The sequence below is a fragment of the Streptosporangium sp. NPDC049376 genome (assembly GCF_044466505.1).
GTDB lineage: Bacteria > Actinomycetota > Actinomycetes > Streptosporangiales > Streptosporangiaceae > Streptosporangium.
This window is the reverse complement of the sequence record NZ_JBITMT010000005.1, coordinates 60,569-81,887: the sequence shown is the minus strand read 5'-3', so window position 1 is coordinate 81,887 and position 21,319 is coordinate 60,569. Positions and strand designations below refer to the sequence as shown.

General features: G+C 70.9%; 19 protein-coding genes and 1 tRNA gene. 9 read left to right on the top strand and 11 right to left on the bottom strand.

All coding sequences use genetic code 11. The features are described 5' to 3' along the window. Positions 1-84: 84 nt before the first annotated feature. The 3 genes from ACIBVQ_RS15945 to ACIBVQ_RS15935 all read right to left on the bottom strand — a co-directional run bounded on the left by ACIBVQ_RS15945 (position 85) and on the right by ACIBVQ_RS15935 (position 1,315). A tRNA-Lys gene (locus ACIBVQ_RS15945) sits at positions 85-158 on the bottom strand. Between the two features lie 398 nt (positions 159-556). Continuing rightward, entirely contained in the window at positions 557-955 is a 399-nt protein-coding gene (locus tag ACIBVQ_RS15940) for an OsmC family protein (protein WP_399178132.1), read from the bottom strand. A gap of 75 nt (positions 956-1,030) precedes the next feature. Then, on the bottom strand, positions 1,031-1,315 hold the full coding sequence (locus tag ACIBVQ_RS15935) for a hypothetical protein (RefSeq protein WP_352010337.1): 285 nt from the start codon (positions 1,313-1,315) through the stop codon (positions 1,031-1,033). Between the two features lie 196 nt (positions 1,316-1,511). Between ACIBVQ_RS15935 and ACIBVQ_RS15930 the strand changes: the two genes are divergently transcribed. Continuing rightward, positions 1,512-1,880, top strand: coding sequence for a phage holin family protein (locus ACIBVQ_RS15930; RefSeq protein WP_399178129.1), 369 nt, complete (start codon positions 1,512-1,514; stop codon positions 1,878-1,880). On the opposite strand, the gene ACIBVQ_RS15925 is transcribed toward ACIBVQ_RS15930, so the two are convergent. After that, positions 1,831-2,532 (bottom strand): RNA-guided endonuclease TnpB family protein, encoded by a 702-nt coding sequence (locus tag ACIBVQ_RS15925; protein WP_399178127.1) that lies wholly within the window; start codon positions 2,530-2,532, stop codon positions 1,831-1,833. The genes ACIBVQ_RS15930 and ACIBVQ_RS15925 overlap by 50 nt on opposite strands. A gap of 551 nt (positions 2,533-3,083) precedes the next feature. On the opposite strand from ACIBVQ_RS15925, the gene ACIBVQ_RS15920 reads away from it, so the two are divergent. Beyond that, positions 3,084-4,454 carry a carbohydrate-binding protein gene (locus ACIBVQ_RS15920; protein WP_399178125.1) on the top strand — a complete coding sequence of 457 codons (1,371 nt, stop codon included), beginning with the start codon at positions 3,084-3,086 and terminating at the stop codon, positions 4,452-4,454. 156 nt (positions 4,455-4,610) lie between these two features. Here ACIBVQ_RS15920 and ACIBVQ_RS15915 read toward each other — a convergent pair whose 3' ends face one another. Then, positions 4,611-5,591: a LacI family DNA-binding transcriptional regulator gene (locus tag ACIBVQ_RS15915; protein WP_352010334.1), complete on the bottom strand. Its 981-nt coding sequence runs from the start codon at positions 5,589-5,591 to the stop codon at positions 4,611-4,613. Between the two features lie 230 nt (positions 5,592-5,821). Here ACIBVQ_RS15915 and ACIBVQ_RS15910 point away from each other — a divergent pair, with 230 nt between their 5' ends. Both ACIBVQ_RS15910 and ACIBVQ_RS15905 read left to right on the top strand, forming a co-directional pair. Next, positions 5,822-6,712, top strand: a complete 891-nt coding sequence (locus ACIBVQ_RS15910; protein WP_399178123.1) for an amidohydrolase family protein — start codon at positions 5,822-5,824, stop codon at positions 6,710-6,712. 52 nt (positions 6,713-6,764) lie between these two features. Then, entirely contained in the window at positions 6,765-7,289 is a 525-nt protein-coding gene (locus ACIBVQ_RS15905; RefSeq protein ID WP_362909347.1) for a cysteine dioxygenase family protein, read from the top strand. Between the two features lie 79 nt (positions 7,290-7,368). On the opposite strand, the gene ACIBVQ_RS15900 is transcribed toward ACIBVQ_RS15905, so the two are convergent. Together ACIBVQ_RS15900 and ACIBVQ_RS15895 are read right to left on the bottom strand one after the other, a co-directional pair. Further along, positions 7,369-8,466, bottom strand: coding sequence for a glycerophosphodiester phosphodiesterase (locus ACIBVQ_RS15900; RefSeq protein ID WP_399178121.1), 1,098 nt, complete (start codon positions 8,464-8,466; stop codon positions 7,369-7,371). Between the two features lie 491 nt (positions 8,467-8,957). Beyond that, a complete protein-coding gene (locus ACIBVQ_RS15895) occupies positions 8,958-10,418 on the bottom strand; it encodes a benzaldehyde dehydrogenase (RefSeq protein ID WP_399178119.1) in 1,461 nt (486 codons plus the stop codon). A 147-nt stretch (positions 10,419-10,565) separates the two neighbouring features. On the opposite strand from ACIBVQ_RS15895, the gene ACIBVQ_RS15890 reads away from it, so the two are divergent. Then, complete coding sequence (locus ACIBVQ_RS15890; protein ID WP_362774039.1) at positions 10,566-11,273, top strand: haloacid dehalogenase-like hydrolase; 708 nt, start codon at positions 10,566-10,568, stop codon at positions 11,271-11,273. Here the strand turns inward: ACIBVQ_RS15890 and ACIBVQ_RS15885 are convergent. Further along, complete coding sequence (locus ACIBVQ_RS15885) at positions 11,265-11,387, bottom strand: hypothetical protein (RefSeq protein ID WP_399178117.1); 123 nt, start codon at positions 11,385-11,387, stop codon at positions 11,265-11,267. The two genes, ACIBVQ_RS15890 and ACIBVQ_RS15885, sit on opposite strands and share 9 nt — an antisense overlap. Positions 11,388-11,530: 143 nt before the next feature. Between ACIBVQ_RS15885 and pcaB the strand changes: the two genes are divergently transcribed. The 3 genes from pcaB to ACIBVQ_RS15870 all read left to right on the top strand — a co-directional run bounded on the left by pcaB (position 11,531) and on the right by ACIBVQ_RS15870 (position 14,680). Beyond that, positions 11,531-12,880: a 3-carboxy-cis,cis-muconate cycloisomerase gene (gene pcaB, locus ACIBVQ_RS15880; protein ID WP_399178115.1), complete on the top strand. Its 1,350-nt coding sequence runs from the start codon at positions 11,531-11,533 to the stop codon at positions 12,878-12,880. A gap of 84 nt (positions 12,881-12,964) precedes the next feature. Beyond that, complete coding sequence (locus ACIBVQ_RS15875) at positions 12,965-13,984, top strand: LacI family DNA-binding transcriptional regulator (RefSeq protein ID WP_399178113.1); 1,020 nt, start codon at positions 12,965-12,967, stop codon at positions 13,982-13,984. Positions 13,985-14,119: 135 nt separating this feature from the next. Then, positions 14,120-14,680, top strand: coding sequence for an RICIN domain-containing protein (locus ACIBVQ_RS15870; protein WP_399178111.1), 561 nt, complete (start codon positions 14,120-14,122; stop codon positions 14,678-14,680). Between the two features lie 5 nt (positions 14,681-14,685). Here the strand turns inward: ACIBVQ_RS15870 and ACIBVQ_RS15865 are convergent, their stop codons facing one another. After that, the gene (locus ACIBVQ_RS15865) at positions 14,686-15,888 is read right to left on the bottom strand and encodes an MFS transporter (protein ID WP_399178109.1); all 1,203 of its coding nucleotides are present in this window, start codon (positions 15,886-15,888) and stop codon (positions 14,686-14,688) included. Positions 15,889-15,953: 65 nt separating this feature from the next. Between ACIBVQ_RS15865 and ACIBVQ_RS15860 the strand changes: the two genes are divergently transcribed. Then, positions 15,954-16,934, top strand: coding sequence for an ArsR/SmtB family transcription factor (locus ACIBVQ_RS15860; protein WP_399178107.1), 981 nt, complete (start codon positions 15,954-15,956; stop codon positions 16,932-16,934). A 326-nt stretch (positions 16,935-17,260) separates the two neighbouring features. On the opposite strand, the gene ACIBVQ_RS15855 is transcribed toward ACIBVQ_RS15860, so the two are convergent. Together ACIBVQ_RS15855 and ACIBVQ_RS15850 are read right to left on the bottom strand one after the other, a co-directional pair. Then, the gene (locus ACIBVQ_RS15855) at positions 17,261-18,037 is read right to left on the bottom strand and encodes an AMP-binding protein (RefSeq protein ID WP_352010323.1); all 777 of its coding nucleotides are present in this window, start codon (positions 18,035-18,037) and stop codon (positions 17,261-17,263) included. Between the two features lie 650 nt (positions 18,038-18,687). Beyond that, positions 18,688-21,168 (bottom strand): ATP-binding protein, encoded by a 2,481-nt coding sequence (locus tag ACIBVQ_RS15850; RefSeq protein WP_399178105.1) that lies wholly within the window; start codon positions 21,166-21,168, stop codon positions 18,688-18,690. Positions 21,169-21,319: the final 151 nt, after the last annotated feature.

The following is a 21,319-nucleotide window of genomic DNA, read 5'->3' as shown; positions in this document are numbered from 1 at the left end:
AGAGGTGCGTTCCGGACATGAGGCACGCGCGATGCCAAAATCAAAAGCCTCAGATCAGTGTCACTGACCTGAGGCCTTGTGCGGTGCGCCGCCAGGGACTCGAACCCCGGACCCGCTGATTAAGAGTCAGCTGCTCTAACCAACTGAGCTAGCGGCGCCTGCGACGGAGGTAACTCTAGCAGTCCTCCGCACGGCGGCGCACATCGGCTACATCCGGAGAAGACAGACGAGGACCGGGCGGCCCCCCAACCGCCCGGCCCTCGCCTGGAAAGAGGTCCCGGGGCCGAATGGTCCCCCAACCATCCAGCCCCGGCCTCATCGCGGGCCCGCCTTCGCCTCCCCCAAGACTCCGGCGGCTCCGCTCTAGGACGCGATCCCCCTCGCGTCCGTTTCCGGTGAAAAGTCTCCTGCTGTAGCTCCCCGGGCTTCGCAGAACCCCTTGACCTGCTTCAACAGTACAGAAGCGAACGTAACGAGCACGTCATCCGAGGGTTGATTTTGGGCCTACACCCGGAGATGACCCGGTATCACCGGACGTCCTCCTCAGGGAGGAGCCTCACTCGGGCAGTTCGAGCCTGACCTCGGTCTGCTCCCTCAGCGCCCGGCTCACCGTGCAGTATCGCTCCTCGACCCGCTTGGCCACGGCACGGAAGACCTCGTCGGCCGCGTCGTCCCCCTCGGGGAGCTCGACGTCGTAGGTGACGGTGATCGGGCCGAGCAGCGTCGGCTCGACCTTCTCCGCCTGGACGGTCATCGCCAGGCGCACGAGCCGGTGCCCGCGCTTGGCGGTGAGGGGCTCGACGGTGACGATGTTGCAGCCGCCGAGCGCGGCGAGCAGCAACTCGACCGGGGTGAAGACCCCCTGCTCGTCGCCGCCGCCCATGACGACCTCGGCCCCGCGGTCGTTGCGGGCCACGAAGCCGTTCTCGGACCGTTCGACGTTCACCCGAGCCATGACGCTCCTCCCGTGTTCCCCGGCCAACCCTACCCAGGCGGCCGGTACGGCGGGCGCCCGGCACGAGCGGGCGTCTCAGGCGTCGGGGTGCTGCGACAGGTACTCGATGTAGAAGGGACGGAGCGCGTCGCCGAGCTCCCCCTCACCGGACGCCATGGCGTCGCTGAGCAGCGCCGAGACTCGGCTCAGATCATTGGCCGTCTCGTCCTCGTTCCCGGTTGACGCCTCCGCGGCGGGAATCACCTTGAGCAGTTCCCACAGGAAGGCGAAGTCTCCGTGGTGCACGGCGTAGCGGACCGCCCGATCATGCAGTTCCTGGGCCGACAGCGCCTCAAGCTGGTCCGTCTCCAACTTCCTCACCCCCTCACGCGCCCTTCTGCCCCCAGATCGCGTCGATCATTCATGTTCTGCCCGCGTACGGCATCGCCCATGCATGTGCGCCACCACGCCGCGACGGCGTGACCCCGAATCCGTGACCGAACAGCCGCGCCGACGCGTCCCAGACTGTTTAGTGTCCAGGTATGCCCGTCCGACCCCCATGCGAGGATGCCCGAACGTGAGAATCATCATCAAGATCCTGGTTGTGGCGGCCGCCCTGTGGGCGGCGACACAGCTCGTGAGCGGCATCACGGCGTCCGCGACGTCCACCAGCAGTCAGATCGTCACCCTGATCGCGGTCGCCCTGGTCTTCGGTGTCGTCAACGCGGTACTCAAGCCGATCATCAAGGTCCTCGGCTGCGCCTTCTACGTGCTCACGCTGGGCCTGTTCGCCCTGGTGGTGAACGCCGGCCTGCTGCTGCTCACGAGCTGGATCGCCGAGCAGCTCCGCCTGTCGTTCCACGTGGAGGGCTTCGGCGCCGCCTTCTGGGGCGCGATCATCGTCGGTCTGGTGAGCTGGCTGCTCGACCTGGTCCTCGGCGACTGACGACCCGCGCCCGAAGGCCGGAACCAGGGCCGGGGGAACGGCGGACGGCCGTTCCCCCGCTGGGAACGACCCGGGTAACGCACCATGACGTGACTCCTCCGCTCCCTGCGGGCCGCTCGACCGTGCCGGAGGCGCTGCGGGTCATGTTCGCGATCCGCAGATCCTCGTGCACGATCACGTCATAGGCGCGGACCAGGGCGAGCGCGGCCTTGTGCCCGTGGTCAAGGCGCTGACGGCGGACCTTGCCGTGCAGGGCGGCGACCCGTGCCACGGCCTTACGGCGCCGCCGCGAGCCTCTCTTACGGGCCAGGGCCCGCTGCGCCGCTGCGAGACGATCGGCGGTCGCGGCCAGGTGGCGCGGGTTGGCGACGTGCTCACCGCCGGAGGTGGTCACCAGCGAGGCGACCCCCAGGTCGATGCCGACCGCCGCACCCGTGGCGGGGAGCGGTTCGGCGGGCACGTCCTCGCACGACAGGATCACGTACCAGCGGGAGCCCTCCCGCTTGACGCCGATCGTCTTCACCCGGCCCTTGACCGGCCGGTGCCGGTGCACCCGGACCTGCCCGGCCCCTTGAAGGCGCACGAACGTCGCGGTGGGGTGCTCGGGCTGGGAGTCCCACCGGCAACCGTCACCGTCCCTGGGCCACTCCACCGTGTCGAACCGACCCCGCCCCTTGAACCGGGGGAAGCCGGGCGTACGGCCCGCTTTGACGCGGCCTTGTACAGGACCCGGTGATCGTCCAGGCACGCCGCCAGCGCGATCTCCTGGTGACGGGTGAGGCGCAACAGGAACGTGAACGACCTGCGCACACCCCACCCCCATCACGTTCGGCAACGACACCGTCACGGTATCGGCCGGCACCGACAAAACCAGGAAGGACATCCGCGATGCGCAGACCAGGCGGGTCAATGCACGCTCGGGTCTCGGCGGCCCTCCCGCTCCCGATTCTCCCGTCACCTGAAGGCGACCGTCCCCTCGAAAGAATCTGATGGGGCGCCCACAATGGACGCGGCCCCGTTGAACCGACGTCCTCCGCCCTACGTACCAGATAGGGATGACGGAGTTGACTAACGGTGTCACCCTTTATCAAGTCATGTCGGTTAAATCTTCATAGCACAGTGATAGGGCCGTTCTGAGAGAGCCGCTCCTTGTGTCCTAACCGTTACGTTGACGGCGCACCCCCCGACACGAGGAGAGATCACATGCTCCGCAGAAATGCCGTGGCAGTGGGCGTCACGCTCGCCGCCGCGTTGGTAGCGACCCCCGCCCTCGCCTCCGTAACCACCGGCGCAGCCTCCGCCGATCCCCTTTATGTTCAGGCGAAGGCCCAGGCCGCCGCCGTCGTCAAGCCCGCCCCCGAACTGGTCTCCGCGCTCACCCGCGACCTCGGCATCACCGGTGAGCAGGCCTCGACCCGTCTGGTCAACGAGAACGCGGCCTCCAAGGTCGAGCCCGTCGTCGCCAAGCAGCTCGGCGTCGCCTACGGCGGCACCTGGGTCACCGGCCCGACCTCCGACCTTGTGGTCGCCACCAGCGACTCCAAGCAGCTGACCGCCATTCTCAAGACCGGCGCCCAGGCCAAGTTGGTCAAGCACTCGCTGGCCGCGCTCACCGCGGCCCAGGAGGGCCTCAACCGGCAGGCCAAGGAGTCCTCCCCCTCCTCGGTGAACGCCTGGTACCTCGACGTCCGCAACAACTCGGTGGTCGTGCTGGCCTCCGACGTCGCCGCGGGCCAGTCCTTCGTCGCGGCCAGCGGCGTGGACAAGGCGCTGGTCAAGGTCGAGCAGTCGAGCGAGAAGGCCAGGACGTTCTACGACCTGCGCGGCGGCGACGCCTACTACATCGGCAGCGGCAGCCGCTGCTCGATCGGCTTCTCCGCCACCCGTGGCGGCCAGAGCGGCTTCGTCTCCGCGGGTCACTGCGGCAGCACCGGCAGCTCCACCAGCGGCTCCAACCGGGTCGCGCAGGGCACCTTCCAGAACTCCGTCTTCCCGGGCAGCGACTACTCCTGGATCGCCACCAACTCCAACTGGACCCCGCGTGGCGTCGTGGTCCAGAACGGTGCCACGATCCCGGTGAACGGCTCGACCGTCGCCCAGGTCGGTTCCTCGGTCTGCCGTTCCGGCTCGACCACCGGCTGGCACTGCGGCACCGTCCAGCAGCTCAACAGCAGTGTCGCCTACCAGGAGGGCACCGTCTACGAGGTGACCCGGACCAGCGTCTGCGCCGAGCCCGGCGACTCCGGTGGTTCGTTCATCTCCGGCGACCAGGCCCAGGGCGTCACCTCCGGCGGAACGGGTAACTGCTCCTCCGGCGGCACGACCTACTTCCAGCCGGTCGGCGAGATCCTGCAGGCGAACGGCCTCACCCTGGTCACCAGCAACGGTGGCCCGAACCCGACGCCGACCTCGACCTCGACCCAGAACCCCGGTGGCACCTGGGCCGCCGGCACCGCCTACAGCGCGGGCGCGACCGTGACCTACGGCGGCTCGACCTACCGTTGCCTCCAGGGCCACACCGCGATGCCCGGCTGGGAGCCGCCGAACGTCCCGGCCCTCTGGCAGCGCGTCTGACACCGGGCCATCCCGGGTCCCCTCGACGGCGCCTGCCCGCGTGAGGACCCACGGACCGGCCAATGAGCGGACGGCCTCCCGACAGGGCCGTCCGCTCGACAGGAAGGCCCGGCACCGAACCACGGTGCCGGGCCTTTCGCGTGTCGGACGCCGCGTTCAGAAGGCGCCGGGCGCGGCCGTCCCCCTGCCGACCGAGCCACGCTCGCGCAGCTCGGGGGCCTGGACGATACGCCGGCGGCGGGTGTTGCCGTCGGCCGCGGCCACCACCGTGCGCACGGCGGCGCGGATGATGCCGTCGATGTCCCAGTCGACCGTGGTGAGCCCCGGGGTGAGCAGCCCCGACATCGGGTGGTCGTCGTAGCCCATCACCGACACGTCGGCGGGGATGCGCAGCCCCCGTTCCGTCGAGGCGGCGTAGACGCCGTAGGCGATCGAGTCCGCGAAGCAGAAGAACGCCCGGTGCCCGTCCGCGAGCATCGCGTCGGCCACCCCGGTCGCCGCGGTGAGCGCCTGCGGCGCGGTGACCACCTCGATGTCCAGGCCCAGCCGTCCCGCCTCCGCGAGCACGTGCACGTCCGCCGGGCGGTCCGGGGTGCTCGCCCTGGTCGGGGTGAGTACGGCGATGCGCCCGTGTCCCCGGTCCCGCATGTGTTCGAGCGCCAGCGTGACCCCCGCCCGGTTGTCGAAGACGACCTCCCCGGCGGTCCGTGCGCCCGCCAGGCCGTCGCCGATCGAGACGACCGGCAGGCTCTCACACAGTTCCGGCCACACCTCGGCCGCCGGGTCGACCGGCTGCACGATCAGGGCGTCCACCCGCTGGTCGCGCAGCTGCCTGGCCAGGGTCCGTTCCCGGTAGGGATCGCCCGCGGCGTCCAGGATCAGCGCGTACCGGTCGTTGTCCTTCAGCGACCTGCCGATGCCGACCGCCAGGGCCTGCTGCCAGAGGTCCTCAAGAGAGCCGCAGAGCAGTCCGATCGTCCCTGTCCTGCCGCTGGCCAGCGCGCGGGCGATCGGATCGGCCTCGTAGCCGAGTTCGGCGGCCACGCGCCGGACCCGCTCGATGGTCTCCTCCGACACCTGCAGGCCGCGCAGGGCGTAGGAGACCGACGCCGGGGAGAGACCGGTGGCCTTCGCCACCTCACGTATAGTCGCTCGTTTCCGTGGCTGGGGCACTTGTCCACCCTATGCCGGAACCCCCGTCTGAACAGGGGTATGCCGTACATCCGGATGGTTCGGGGCATCGCCCCCCATAAGGTGAACCGATTCACTGAATCGGTTCACTGAACCGTGTCACCCGGAGACGTAGTAAGGTCAGAGCTGTTACCTATATTCTAGGTAGGGAATACCACGAAAGGAAGGGGAGAAAAATGGCCGTCGACGTGCACCAGCACCTGTGGGCGCCCGCGTTCGTGGACGCGCTGCGCCGCCGTACGGCTCCTCCCCGCCTGGACGGCTGGACCCTGCACCTGGACGGCGAACCCCCCTACGAGGTCGACCCGGCCGACCACGACCTCGCCGTACGGCTGGCGCGCAACGAGGACCTGGAGCTGGCGCTGGTCTCACTGTCCAGTCCGCTCGGCATCGAGACGCTGCCGCCCGAGGAGGCCTGGCCCCTCATCGACGCCTACCACGAGGACGCCCTGGCGCTGCCCGCCCCCTTCGGCGCGTGGGCGGCGGCCTGCCTCTCCGACGTCGACCCGGCCAGGCTCGCCAAGGCCCTCGACCAGGGGCTCGCCGGGCTCCAGCTGCCCGCGACGGCCATCGGCGACGAGGCGGGGCTGGCCGGGGTCGCGCCCCTGCTCGACGTGCTCGCCGAACGCGACCTGCCGCTCTTCGTGCACCCCGGCCCCGCCGGGACGCCCACCGGCCCCGGCTGGTGGCCCGCCGTCGTGCCGTACGTCCAGCAGATGCACGCCTCCTGGTACGCCTTCGCCGCCTTCGGCCGGACCCGCCACCCCGGCCTGCGGGTCTGCTTCGCCCTGCTGGCCGGGCTCGCGCCGCTGCACTCCGAGCGCCTGATCAGCCGGGGCGGCCAGAGCCGGGGCCAGGTGGACCCCGGCGCCTTCCTTGAGACCTCCTCCTACGGTCCCCGGGCCATCGACGCCGTCATCCGCGAACTCGGCATCGACGTCGTGGTCAACGGCTCCGACCAGCCGTACGCGACCGCACCCGACCCCGCGCTCGGCGAGGCCGCCGGGCACGCCATCGCGGTCACCAACCCCAGCCGTCTGTTGAACCGAAAGGAGTCGCGCAAGTGAACGTGAATCAGTCCCAGGGCAGCGGGCGCTGCCGTCTCCTGGGAGGCACCCGATGAGCTTCGACGCCCTGCCGGAGCGCGCCCTCGACCGGCGTGAGCTCCGCGACCTGGTCGACGCGCTGGCGGCGGACCCGTCACGCTGGGAGGACCAGGTGGCCTTCCCCGAGGAGGGGGGCCGCCACTACGCCTCCCTCTACCGGGACGCCTACGTGGACGTCTGGCTGCTGTGCTGGCGCCCCGAGGACGACACCGGCTGGCACGACCACGACATCTCCTCCGGCGCGGTCCGCGTGGTGACCGGCACGCTGCTTGAGTGCAATCCCCGTATCGGCGGCGAGCACCTGGAGACGGTGGTCTCGGCGGGTGAGTCGTTCTCCTTCGGGCCCGACCACATCCACCGGCTGACCGGGGCCGTGAACGGCAGCGTCTCGATCCACGCCTACTCGCCGCCGCTGTGGCGCCTGGGCCAGTACTCGATCAGCGACACCGGCGTGATGCGCCGTGTCTCGGTGAGCTACGCCGACGAGCTGCGCCCGATGGACGACCTCGCGGAGAACGGCGAGGTCGCCGTCGCGTAGGAGGCGCCGGGATCACTCCAGGATCGCCCCAGGATCACCGCCGGTCACCCAAGGGGCGGGTGGCCGGCGGTTCCCGTTCTCACCGGACCCGGTCCCTGACCGCCCTGGCCACGCCGGGGTCGTCGGAGAAGACGCCGTCGAGGCCGAGCCGGTAGAGCCGCTCAAGCCACCCGGCCACGTCACCCGTCGCGCGCGGGTAGACGGGACTGGCCGGGTTTCCCGCCCGGAAGTCCACCGGGAGCTGGGAGTTCTCCGGCCTGACCGTCCAGGCGTGCACCTGCAGCCCGGCCCGGTGCGCGTCCTGGACGAGCGTCGTGGGCTGCCGGGTTCGCCCCTCCGCGTCGAGGGGGACGACCCGCCGGGTGTCCACGCCGACGCCGTCCGCGTAGCCCGCCACCTCCCGCAGCCCCGCCGGGGTGAGCATGGTGTCGTAGGTACGCGGGTCCCCCGCCGCCGTCCAGTCGTACGGCGCACCGGTGGCGTTGACCAGCTGGACCAGCCGCAGCCTGGTCCGTCCCCGCAGCTCCCGCAGGTTCGCGGTCTCGAACGACTGGACGAACACCGGGTCACGCCGCCCGCGCCAGCCGTACCGGCCGAGCACCTCAAGCAGCGGCTCCTCAAGCGACAGGCCGATGGAGTCGAAGTAGGTGGGGTGCTTGGTCTCCGGGTAGACCCCGACGCCGCTGCGGCGCGCCAGCCGTACGACCTCCTCGAAGGTCGGGATCTCGGCGAGTCCGTCGAAGGCGGTGTTCTCCGGGCGCAGGTCGGGGATGCGCTCCTTGGCCCTGAGCGTCTTCAGCTCGGCCAGGGTGAAGTCCTCGGTGAACCATCCCGTGACGGCCCGCCCGTCGACGGTCTTGGTCGTACGGCGTCCGGCGAACTCGGGATGGCTCTCCACGTCGGTGGTCCCGGAGATCTCGTTCTCGTGCCTGGCGACCAGCACGTGGTCCTTGGTGGAGACCAGGTCGGGCTCGATGTAGTCGGCGCCGAGCGCGATCGCGGACTCGTAGGAGAGCAGGGTGTGTTCCGGCCGGTGGGCGCTGGCGCCGCGGTGGCCGATGACGACGGGATTCCGGTCCCGGTGTTCCGCCGCCGCGGGCCTGGGCTGCTGCAGCAGGGCCACGGCGGTACCGGTGACGAGGACGGCCAGCGTGGCGGCCGAGAGCCTGCGGATCATGACCTGAACGGTAGGACGGAAAGGTGGCCGCCGGGTGCCGGGGACACGACCGGGACCACACGCACAGGTGTCCGCACGGGACTCCGGCCGATGGCCGAGACGTGGTCCGAGGCCGGTCGACGGCTGTTCGATCGACCGCCTTCTCCCTTGTTCGAGGGCAGGCGAGGCGCTGTTCTGCCGGGGGGCGACCCGTCCACTCCCCGATCACCCGAATGGAGAGGCCATGTCCCCGCGCGAGGCAGCGCCGGTGCCCCCATAGCCCTGTCCGCCGCCTTGAGGGACCGCCCGCGCGGGTCCGTACCCCCGGCGCCCAGAAGAACCCGGAAGACGGCCCTCGGCGCTCAGGAGGCGTGCGGTCCGTACGGCCCCTCCACAAGGATCATCCTGCTGCCGGGCAACCGGCCACGCGACGCCGCCGACACCTCAACCGTCACCGCGGCGGCCGCCCGCGCCCTCTGCAACTGAACGCGCCGGCGGCCGCTCGGTCACGTTCAGAAGGGGTAGCCCGCGATCTCGCCCTGCACCGTCACCCAGCGGGTCTCGGTGAACGCCTCGGCGTTGGCCCTGCCCCCGCCGAAGCGTGAGCCGGTGCCCGAGGCGCCCAGCCCGCCGAACGGCGCGACGGCCTCGTCGTCGACCGTCTGGTCGTTGATGTGGACGATCCCGGTGGGGATGAGGTCGGCCAGCGCCAGGCCCCGCATCGCGTCCCCGGTGAGGATGCCCAGGGACAGGCCGTACTCGCTGTCGGCGGCCAGCGCGGCGGCCTCCTCGGCCGTGGAGAACGGCACGACCGGCGCGACCGGGCCGAAGACCTCCTGGGCGTAGGCGGGGGCGCCCTCGGGAAGGTCGGCGAGCACCGTCGGCCGGTAGAACAGTCCCTCGTAGGTGCCTCCGGCCGCCAGTCTCGCTCCGGCCTCGACGCTACCGGTGACCAGGGCGTGGACCTTGTCGCGCTGCCCGGCGTCGATCAGCGGGCCGAGCGCGACCCGTCCGCCCGCCGGGTCGCCGACCGTCAGGCGCTCGGCCTTCTCCGCCAGCCGCGCGACGTACTCCTCCGCGATCGAGGAGTGCACGATGTGACGACCGGTCGTCATGCAGATCTGCCCCTGGTGCAGGAAGGAGCCCCACGCCGCCGCGGAGACGGCCCGGTCGAGGTCGGCGTCCTCAAGCACGATCAGCGCGGAGTTGCCGCCGAGTTCCAGGTGGGCGCGCTTGAGCAGCCGCCCGCACTCCTCGCCGATCCTGCGTCCTGCCGCGGTCGATCCGGTGAAGGAGATCACCGGTACCAGCGGGTGGCCGACCAGTGCCTGGCCCGCCTCGACGCCGCCGGGAAGCACGTGGAGCAGGCCCTTGGGCAGCCCCGCCTCCTCGAAGACGCGGGCGATCGAGAAGCCGCCGGAGACCGCGGTGCGCGGGTCCGGCTTGAGGATCACCGCGTTGCCCAGCGCGAGCGCGGGGGCGACCGAGCGGATGGCGAGGATCAGCGGGAAGTTGAACGGTGAGATCACTCCGACGACCCCGACGGGGACGCGGCGGGCCATGCTGAGCCGCTTCTTCGCGGTCGGCAGGATCTCTCCCAGCGGCTGGGAGGCCAGCGCGGCGGCCTCGTAGCACTCCTGGGCCGCGATGTGCGTCTCGACGCCCGTCTTCGGGCGGACGGACCCGGCCTCACGGACCAGCCAGTCCTGGATCTCCCGCTCGTGCTCCTCGAACAGCCGCCCGGCCCGCCGCAGCACCGCCGCCCGCTCCTCGAAGGAGGTGGCCGCCCACTCCCGCTGAGCCCGTACGGCCAGCGCGGCCGCCTCCGCCACGTCCTGCGCGTTCGCCATGCCGACCCGCCCCAGTTCGGCACCGGTCGCGGGTTCCACCACCGCGGCGTCTCCGCCGCGCGAGGTGGTCCAGCCGTCCCCGTAGACCAGTCCCGTCCATGTTTTTGCGTCCATCAGCGTCATGGGGTCGTCTCCCTGTCGTCGCGACATGGTGGTGGGCGGGATGTTCAAAAATGAACATTCGTCCGCAGAACGAACTTACACATACAGGACGCATGCTGACCACGGTCTTCTCTTCAATGGGGCATAGCACCTCATACGATGTGATTCGTGCGCACTCTCGTTCTGTGGGACATCGATCACACACTGCTCGCCGTCGGACCGTTGACCAGAACGATCTACGAGAACGCGTTCACCACCGTGACGGGCCGGGTCCTGGCCGCGCACGGACTGCCCTCCTTCGCCGGGAGGACCGACCGGGCCATCATCACCGAGACACTGCTGACGCACGGCATCGAGACGTCTGAGCCGCTGCTCCAGCGCCTGTGCCACGAGTTCGCCACCGGCTTCGACGCACGCATCCACGAGATCCGCGAACACGGCCGTGTCCTGCCCGGCGCCAGGGAGGCGCTCAAGGCCCTGGCCTGCCGTACCGACGTGGTGCAGTCGGTGCTCACCGGGAACATGCGGCCCATCGCGGTCAGCAAGCTCGCGGCGTTCTCCCTGGACGAGTACGTGGACTTCGAGGTCGGCGCCTACGGCCTCGACCACGGCGACCGCCCGCCCCTGGTACGGCTCGCGCAACTACGGGCGGCCGAGAAGTACGGCGAGCGGTTCGACGAGCACAGCACCGTCCTGGTCGGCGACACCCCGCACGACGTCCTGGCCGGGCACCACGGCGGCGCCAGGGTCGTTGCGGTCGCCACGGGGGCGAGCGACGAGGCCGCGCTGCGCGAGGTGGGAGCCGAACTGGTCCTCACCGACCTGTCCGACACCCCGGCCGTGATCGCCTCCATCCTCGGCACCGCCTCAGCGTGACCCGAGCAGGGCGGCCTGCGCCACGTCATGACCGGGGAACACCCGGCCGAGGACCCGGATCAGTACATGGTCGAGACGCTCGGCCCTGCCGATGAGGATCTCCAGGCAATCCATGCCGACATCCTTCCTGAACCACCCGAAAGCAACAGCCCGAAACCACACCGGGTGCCGGCATCCGGGAAGGAAGGCACTTCCCCGTCAAAAAGGTCTTTTCTATTTGTCCCTACGCCTCCTCCGGAGCGTGACAGGCTGTCGCCATGACATTTCTAGAGGTGACCATGACCTCGTCAGCGCGCCATGGACTGTTCTCGGGGATGTTCTCCAGGGGCGGCGCGGCGCCCGAGGTGTCGGACGCGGCGTGGCTGGCCGCGATGCTGGACGTCGAGGCGGCACTGGCCGCCGCGCAGGCGAAGGCGGGGCTGGCGCCGTGGGAGGCGGCCTCCGCCGTACGGGAGGCCTGCGAGCCCGAGCGGTTCGACCTGGCCGAGCTCGGCCGCGCGGCCGTACCGACGGGGAATCCGGTGATCCCCATGGTCGCGGCCCTGCGCGAACGGGTCGAGCCGGAGGTCCGGCGGTTCGTGCACTACGGCGCGACCAGCCAGGACATCAACGACACGGCCTCGATGCTGGTCGCCTCGCGTGCCCTGGCACCGCTCACCGCCGACCTGTCGGCGTGCGCGAGCGCGTGCGCCCGGCTGGCCGTCGAGCACCGGGACACCGTGATGGCCGGACGCACGATCCTGCAGCACGCCGTGCCGATCACCTTCGGGCTGAAGGCGGCGGGCTGGCTGAACGCGCTGAACCAGGGCCTGGCCGCGCTGACCGACCTGCGCCTGCCCGTCCAGTACGGCGGAGCCGCCGGAACCCTGGCCGTGCTGCGTGGACGCGGTCACGAGGTGCTGCCGTACCTCGCGGCGGAGCTCGGGCTGGCCGAGCCGGTCCTGCCCTGGCACACCGACCGCACCCCGATCGCACGGCTGGCCTGCGCCCTCGGCACCGTGGCCGGGTCGCTGGGGAAGATCGCCACCGATGTGAAACTACTGTCCCAGCCGGAGGTCGCCGAGGCGGCCGAGCCGTCGTCGCCGGGCCGGGGCGGTTCGAGCGCGATGCCGCACAAGCGCAACCCGGTCGCCGCGATGTCGGTTCTGGCCTGCGCGCAACGCGTCCCCGGGCTGGTCGCCACCGCGCTCGGCGGCATGCTCCACGAGCACGAGCGGGCGGCCGGACCGTGGCAGGCCGAGTGGGAGACGCTGAGCGACCTGCTCAGGCTGACCGGGAGCGCCGCGGCCTGGCTGCGTGAGGCGCTTGAGGGGATGACCGTGGACGCCGGACGGATGCGGGCCAACCTGGGCGCGACGCGGGGGCTGATGATGGCCGAGCACGTCGTCGTCAGGCTCGGCGGCACCCCGAGGGCCAGGACGCTGGTCGACGCCGCGTGCGCCAGGGCCTCCGACGGAGGCGGCACGCTGCGCGAGACGCTGCTGGCCGATCCGGAGATCGCCCTGACCCCCGGCGAGGTGGACGCCGCCCTCGACCCGACCGGCTATCTCGGATCGGCCGAGGCGTTCGTCGACCGGGCGCTACGCGCCCACACGGACAGGCCATAACAGCCATAATCTAGACACAGGGGGCGGGGGTGTCCGTTGCGGGACGACATTGTCGAAAAAATGGGTCTGGGCGATGATCGGGCCGTGACCGACCGCCCCCATCGCCGTCCCGCCACGGGCGGTTCCCGAGGCCGTCCCACCATGAAGGACGTCGCCGCGTCCGCCGGGGTGGCGCTCAAGACCGTCTCCCGTGTCGTCAACGGCGAACGCGGGGTCAACGCGGTGACCGCCGAACGGGTGCGCTCGGCCATCGAACGGCTCGGCTACCGTCGCGACGAGAGCGCCAGAGGGCTACGCGGCGGCCGTACGTCGAGTGTCGGCCTGGTGATCGAGGACGTGGCCGACCCGTTCTACTCCGGTGTCAGCCGGGCGGTCGAGGACGTCGCCCTCGGGTACGGCTCGCTGCTGCTCAGCGGTTCCTCGGGGGAGGACCCCCGGCGGGAGCGCGAGCTCGTCCTCACCTTCTGCTCCCGGCGGGTCGACGGACTGATCATCGTGCCCGCCGGGGCCGACCACGAGTACCTCAGGCCGGAGTTGGAGGCGGGCACGCCCGCCGTCTTCGCCGACCGGCCGGGAGGCCTGGAGGCCGACACCGTCATCTGCGACAACGCGGGCGGCGCGTGCTCCGGCGTGACCCACCTGATCAGGTACGGCCACCGCCGCGTCGCCTTCATCGGCGACAGCGCGTCCATCTTCACCGCCGCGGAGCGCCTGCGCGGTTACCGGCGGGCCCTGGCCGAGGCCGGTCTGCCCGCCGACGACTCCCTGATCGCGACGGGTCCCCCCGAGCGGGCGGGGGCGGCACTGGCCAGGATGCTCTCGGAGCGGACCCCGCCGACGGCGCTGTTCACCGGCAACGGCCGGGTGACGCTGGCCGTGCTGCGCACCGGGCACCGGTTGCCCATGGTGGGCTTCGACGACTTCGAACTGGCCGACCTGCTGGTGCCGGGGGTGAGCGTGGTCGCCCAGGACCCGGCCGGGCTCGGCAGGACCGCGGCCGAGCTGCTCTTCCGCCGCATCCAGGGCGACCCCGGTCCCGCCGAGCACGTCGAGCTGCCGACCAGGCTCATCCCCCGGGGGTCGGGAGAACTGCCTCCCTCCTGACCCCGCGGGGGCGTTCTGGGCCGGATGTCGGCCTGAGAACACGACACAGAGCCGTCACACGACGTGACTCACCGAAACGCTCCGTCATCCGTGCTAATAAGTGCAGGTCGATCCTTCAGAGCACCGGGAGACGTGATGGGGCCCATCCGCGCAGGTCGTGCCGTCGCCCTGGCGGCCGCCTTGATCACCGTCCCCCTTCTCGGCCCGTCCACGGCCGTCGCGACGGGTGGTGCGGCGAGAACGGGTGAAACAGGAACGAAGGCGGGGTTCCGGTTCAGGGCGAGCCTGGTGGCCAGGCACAGCGGCAAGTGCCTGGACGTCGAGAGGGTCAGCACCAGGAACGGCGCCGACCTCCACCAGTGGACCTGCCTCGACGACCAGCCCAACCAAGAGTGGAACCTGGTCGCCACCAGCGACGGCTACTACACCCTGAGGGCGACCCACAGCGGCAAGTGCCTGGACGTCGAGGGCGTCAGCACCAGGAACGGCGCCAACGTCCACCAGTGGACCTGCCTCGACGACCAGCCCAACCAGGAGTGGAAGCTCCTGCAGCGCGACAGCGGCTACTTCATCCTGGTGGCCCGGCACAGCGGCAAATGCCTGGACGTCGAGAACGCAGGCATCGACGACGGTTCCGGCATCGACCAGTGGACCTGTGTCTACGGCCGGCCCAACCAGGAGTGGCGCCTCGCCTGAGCGGGTCACGACGCCCCGGCCACGGGCCCGGGCCGCAGGTGCCTCCAGAGGACGAGGGCGGAGACGATCACGGCGACACCCGCCCCGGCGACCGCCAGGCTCGGCGCGACGACCTCGGAGACTCCCCCCACCAGGGCGGCGCCGACCGCCTGACCGGTCATCAGGCCCGCCCCCGCCAGCCCGAACGACTGCCCCCTGACCCGTTCGGGAACCGCCTCGACGAACCTGCGCTGCAGGCCGAGCTGACAGGCGCCGCTCGCCGCGGTGGCCAGCAGGAGCACCAGCCCGGAGACGGCGAGTCCCGGCGTGAGCGCGAAGGCGAGCAGCGGCAGCCCCGACAGCACCGCCAGCGGCGCCGCCAGCCGCTCCCGGGTGTACGGCGCGGCGAACCGCCCCATCAGGAGGTTGCCGACCGCCAGCCCGACACACGCCGCGGCCAGCGCGACCCCGGCCGTCTCCCCCAGGTAGGGGACGAGCATCGCCTCCGCCCCGGACAGGAACGAGGTGGGCAGCCACTGGGCGAACAGCAGCCCACGCACCCCGGGGTCGGCGAGCAGGTCCCGGTTGACCCGCAGCGTCTCCGCGACCGCGCCGCCCCGCTGTACACCGCGGGCGGGCAGGTCGGACAGCCCGGCGCGCAGCACCAGGGCGGAGAGCACGGACAGTACGGCGGTCGCGGTGAGCGCCCCCGCCGGCCCCGCGACGGCCAGGACACCGCCGCCCAGCCCCAGCCCGGCGATCTGCGCCCCCGCGGACGTCATGGACAGCACGGACCTGGCCAGCACGAACGTGTCCCCCGGCAGCAGTTCGGGAAGCAGGGCACTGCGGGCCGCCCCGAAGACGGGTGAGAACAGGCCCGTCACCAAAACGAGCACCAGCATCATCCAGACCGGCATCCCGGTGAGGGCAAGCAGCAGGCATGTCACCACCCGGACCAGCTCCCCGACGATCATCAGGGCGCGCGGCCGTATCCGGTCGGCGAGGGAGAGCAGGAACGTCCCGCCGACCGCGTACGGCAGGAAGGCCAGCATGTAGGCCATCGCCGACAGACCCGGCGAGCCGGTCCTGGCGTAGACCAGCGCCGCCAAGGCGAGCATCTTGACCTGGTCTCCGACGACAAGGAACGTGAAACTGCCGAACAGCACCCGGAACTGCCCGTTGGCGAAGACCTCGGAATAGGTCGCGCCGTCTTTCCCCGTGAAGAGCATGGGCACGATGCTGGGAGACACCGGGGCGGCAGGCTAACCTTTCGACCATTCCCGAAAGGTGCCGAATGGGATATCTCATCAAGGTCAGTCCGCAGGACATCGTGACCAGCAGGTTCGCGATCTCCCCGCTCATGGTGACCAAGCAGGCCCTCTGGCTGCTGTCGGGCAAATGGGAGGCCGGGGTGTGGCTCTCCTGGATACGCCAGGCGCGCGAGCCGTACGGCCGGCTGCTGGCGGAGCGGCCGGGACTCGGCCCGATGGTCTCGCTGTTCCGCGAGCGGCACTACAACGCCGACTTCCCCGCGCCACCGCCCGACGGGGTGAACACCTCCTTCGAGACGGAGCTCTCCGCCGTACGGGCGACGCCCGCCGCCCAGGCGCACCAGGAGATCGCCAGGAACCTGGAGGGCATGCCCCGGCCCCCGGAGGCCGTCCTTGACGTGTTGTTCTCGCCGGGCGTCGTCGAACTGTTCGCCGACGCCCTCGAAGCGGTCTGGGCCCGGATCGTCTCCCCCATCTGGCCGCGCGTCCACGCGATCCTGGAACGGGACGTGATCCAGCGGGCGGGCCGGCTGGCCACCTACGGCTGGGCGGCCGCACTGGACGACCTCAACCCCCGGGTGCGCTGGCGCCCCGAGGGGGTCATCGAGGTCGCTCCGGGCGGGCAGGAGGTGGCCCTTGAGGGGCGGGGACTTCTTTTCGTGCCGTCCCCCTTCGTTTCCGGGGTCAGCTCCTACCTCGAACAGGCCTGGCCGTACGCGATCGGATATCCGGCGCGGGGCACGGGGATCACGCATGAGACGCCGGACGGCCTGGCCACGCTGATCGGCAGGACCAGGGCCCGGGTCCTGCTTGAGCTGGCGGTTCCCGCTACGACCAGCCAGCTCGTCCGCCTGCTCGGTCTGAGCCTCGGCACCGTCGGCGGCCACCTGGCCGCCCTGCGTGGGGCGGGCCTGGTGACGGGCAACCGCACGGGGCGCGGAGTGCTGTATCACCGCACCGCCCTGGGCGACTCGCTGGTGAGCCCCTCGGCTCCCCTGCCGTGACCCGACCGCCGACCCTCCCCGGCCCCGTCCACCGGGGGAGGACCTCGGCCTGTCCGCGGCCCCGTCGTGCCCCCTGTCCGCCCCCGCTGTAGGAGGTCAGGTGGGCAGGGCCCGCGCCACAGCCGTCCAACCGTCGTCACATGGTCTTGCCGCCCCTTCGGGGTCGAGGCTCCGAAGGGCCCATGGAGAAGATGACAACGTTGTCAGGGGCTGTACACCAATCAACGCATCCGTCAGCGCGAGACGTCAAGGCATAGTCGGATAACAACACGTGCCCGTCCCTCCGCAGCCGCCGCCCGGGAGCGGCGGCGGCCGGCACGGCCCGGTCACACACGCTGGACCGTCCCGTCGAGCAACGTCAGCACGGTGACACCGAAGTCATGGATCGTCGCCGACAACTCCTGCGCGGCCAGGCCCGGAGCGACCACGACCAGGGAGCCGCGCATCAGCGCCAGCCCGATCAGGGTCGCCAGAGCCAGGGTCGAGACCAGCGGCCAGGTCACCAGCAGGACGTCGGACTTCTCCAGCGCGACGAGCTTGTCCAGCTCGCACATCCGCCAGATCAGATCTTCATGGGTGAGCACGCTTCCGTCCTCGACCCGCAACGCGGGCTGCACGGACGGATCGAGGGACGGCAACGGAGCCGGGGCGAGCAGCAGCAGGTCGGCGAAGTCGACGGTGTCACGCGCCTGACCGAACGCGATCACCTGCCGCACCCGGGAGTCGTCGGCCGCCTGTAACGAACTCTCCGCCAACCCCGGGGTGGTGATCAGGAAGCGGGCGTCAAGGCGGATCAGCAGGTCGCCCATCCGTCCGTTGCCGGACGCGATGGGCGCCGCGACGAGACCCGCCGCGATGACGGTGTGCACCGCCAGGACATGGGCGGCCACGTTGTCCACGTGGATCCCGGCCACCTGCCGTCCCCTTGCGCCCCTCCTGACCAGCCCCGAGGCTCCTCGCGTCACCTCCTCGGCCAGGCGGCGGTGGCTGTAGACCACCCCCGCACCGAGATCGATCAACGCGGGCCGGTCACCTCGCTCGTGCGCGCAGCCGAACACCGCCTCGGTAACGGTGCCCCTTATGGACGAGGAGGTCGGTCTCATGCCGACGACCGTACGGGCGGCGGCTCCGGCCCTGCATCGACAGATATATGTAAATGAGTGTGTATCCGGGCTGGCCACGTCCGATGCCCCTTTCCCCGACCAGGCGTTTCCGTGATTCACCGAAAGACGGGTGGCCTGCGGAAACATCGCCGATCCGGAATGGGTTCCGTGATTCGCGGCGCCTTCTGCGGCACTGACGGGGAATTCGAACCGGCCGCCGACCGGCGGGAAATCGCAGAGGAAGACATCGGGCCTCTCACCGGCGCGGGAGCCTTCACGCGCGGGCCTCTCACGCGGACGGGGCCCTGCGACGTGGGGCCCTTCACGCGTGCGGGTCCGAGCCCTGCGCGGCTCGGACCCGCTGCCGCATGTCCCGTGGCCTTCGGTCCCCACCCCTCCGAGGAGACCTCGACCGTCGAGAGGGACACGCGACGTTCGCGATGTGCCCGACCGAGACGCCTGGGATGGTGTGGGCCTGCCGTACCTGACCGCTGTGGCGGGTGTGGCGCGGAAGGCGGGGCGTCATCGGTCGAACACGAGGAAAACGTACGGCTACCTGCTGCTTCTCCGCATGCGCTGGAGTGCGTATCCCGAGGTGTATCTACGTGGCCGTCGATGTGTAGTTCCTGTGTGTAGGCGGAACGTCACCCTCAGACGCGATTGTGCTCCACGACCCATGTGGCGACCTGGGTGCGGGAGGAGAAGCCGAGTTTGGCCAGGATGTTGGCCACATGCCTGGCCGCGGTCGCGGGGCTTATCACCAGTTCGTCGGCGATGGCCTTGTTGCTCAGCCCCCTGGCGATCAGCTCGGCGATCTCCCACTCACGCCCGGTGAGTGTGGTCAGCGGGGCGGCCACCGGCATCCTTCCCGTCGGCAGCGGCGTCTCGGCCCGGTCCTCACCCTCCAGGGCGTAGCGGACCGCCTGCTCCTGGGTCATCCCCTTGCCGAGCGCCCACAGCTGGGCGACCAGCGTGTCACCGAGACGTGCACGGGCCGGCTGGAGCAGCTCCTCCATCCGCGCGCCGAACCCGGACGGCATGGCACTGCCGCTCATCGCGTTCCTGATCGCGGCGGAGGCCCCCGCCAGGCGCACCGCCCGGTGGTCGTCCTCCTCGGCGAGGGCGAGCTGGGCGAGCGTCTCGATCCGCCGGGCGACGCCGAGCCGCTGACCGGTCCTGCGACACAGGCGCAGGCTCTCGGTCAGCCTGGCGCGGGCGGTCGTGAGATCTCCCTGGGCCAGGGCTATCCGCCCCAGGCCGGACAGACAGGTGATGGTCTGCCAGTGGGCGGTGATGTCCTTGAGCTGGTCGAGGGCCTGTTCGTAGTGGGTGCGGGCCTCCAGCAGGTCGCCCCGCGTCCAGGCGACCTGGGCCAGGCCGATGAGCGCCACCGGGGTGGCCCAGTGGTTGTCGAGACCGCGGGCGATGGCCAGCGCGGCCTCGAAGGAGCGCTGCGACTCCTTGGCCCGCCCCTCCGACAGCGCGAACGTCCCCTCCATCGAGCGGATCACCATCTCGTGCCAGGGGTCGTCGACCTTGCGCACCGCCTCCAGGGCCTCATCCAGCAGGCGCCGGGCCTTGTCGGGGCGCCGCTGGTAGATGGCGACCCAGGCCAGGATGGCCAGCGCCCCGCTGAGCGGCCCGTGCAACGCCGTCGCCCGGCACAGGTCGGCCGCCTCGGAACAGGCCTCGTACGCCTTGGCGGGGTCGCCCTGCCCAAAGGCCACCTGACCGCGCAGGACCAGGGCGTCGCCGCGCACCTTGGGAGGGAGCGCCGCGGACTTGTCGGCGGACAGCAGGCGCTCAAGCCACTCGTCGGCGGGGGTGAACCGGCCGCCCGCGATGGTGGGCCAGCGCAGCAGCACCAGCAGCCGCAGCGCGTTCTCCGGCTCCTCCACCTCGGCCGACCAGCGGACCGCGGCCCACAGGTTACTCTGCAGCTCGTCCAGCAGCACCAGCACCGGGCAGATCTCGGCCCAGGTCGGGCGGGGAGACCTGACGATCAGCTGGTGCACGCGGCCGGCGATCACGGCCATGTGGTCACGGTGCCGCCGCCTCAGCTCGTGCTCCTCGCCCGCGATCTCCAGCTGTTCGGCGGCGTACTGGCGGATCGTCTCCAGCATCCGGTAGCGCGTCTCGCCCGCGACCTCGGCGTCCGCCAGCACCAGGGACTTGTCCACCAGGCCGCACAGGACGCTCAGGACGTCCTCGGCCCACAGACCGTCACCGTCGCAGACCTTCTCGGCCATCTCCAGCGTCCATCCGCCGGTGAACACGGCCAGGCGCCGCAGCAGGATCCGTTCCGGCTCCTTGAGCTGCTGGTAGCTCCAGTCGACGGTGGCCCTGAGCGTCTGGTGCCTGGCGGGAGCCGTACGGTCTCCCTCGGAGAGCAGCCGGAACCTGTCCCTGAGCCTGGCGTGGATCTGCTCGACCGTCAGCACCCGGCACAGCGCGGCGGCCAGCTCGATGGCGAGCGGCATCCCGTCGAGCGCCCCGCACAGGCTGGCGATCTCGTCGGCGTTGCCCGCGTCGAGGGTGAACCCGCGCACGGCGGCTCTGGCCCTCCTGACGAAGAGCTGCACGGCCTCGCTGTCCATGGCGTACTCGTGGCCGTCCGCCTCCGGCAGCGTGAGCGGCGGCACCCGCCACACGGTCTCCCCCGCGACCCGGAGCGGCTCCCGGCTGGTGGTGAGCACCCGCACCTCGGGACAGATCGTGAGCAACGTCCTGCAGAAACGGGCGCACTCGTCGATGAGCGACTCACAGTTGTCGATCACCAGCAGCATCTGCCGGTCGGCGAGCGCGTCGAACAACGTCTCGGAGAGCGAGCGGGACGGCTCGGCCTTGATGCCGAGCACGGAGGCGACCCGGGGAGCGATCAACTCGTCGCCGGCCGCCTCGGCCAGCTCGACCAGCCACACCCCGCCGGGGAACCCCGCGGCCAACCGGCCCGCGACGTTGATCGCCAGCCTGCTCTTGCCGATGCCTCCCGCCCCGCACAGGGTCACCAGGCGGGCGACGCCCAGCAGCTCGACGAGTTCCTCGGCGTCGACCTGACGCCCGACGAAGTCGTTGGGCTCCAGGGGGAGGTTCCCGCCGGTCGGAGAAATGTGCGCGGTGTCCTGTGTCATCGGCCCTTAACGAGATCGCGGGGCAGCAGTCACAGAAAGTGTGACACCAATTACCGTGTCGTGCCCAGGCTTAGCACCATTTCAGATGCTCGGATTTCCTGACTCTCCCTATTGGGACACCGTAATGAATTCACCATCGGGCCCGCCCGCC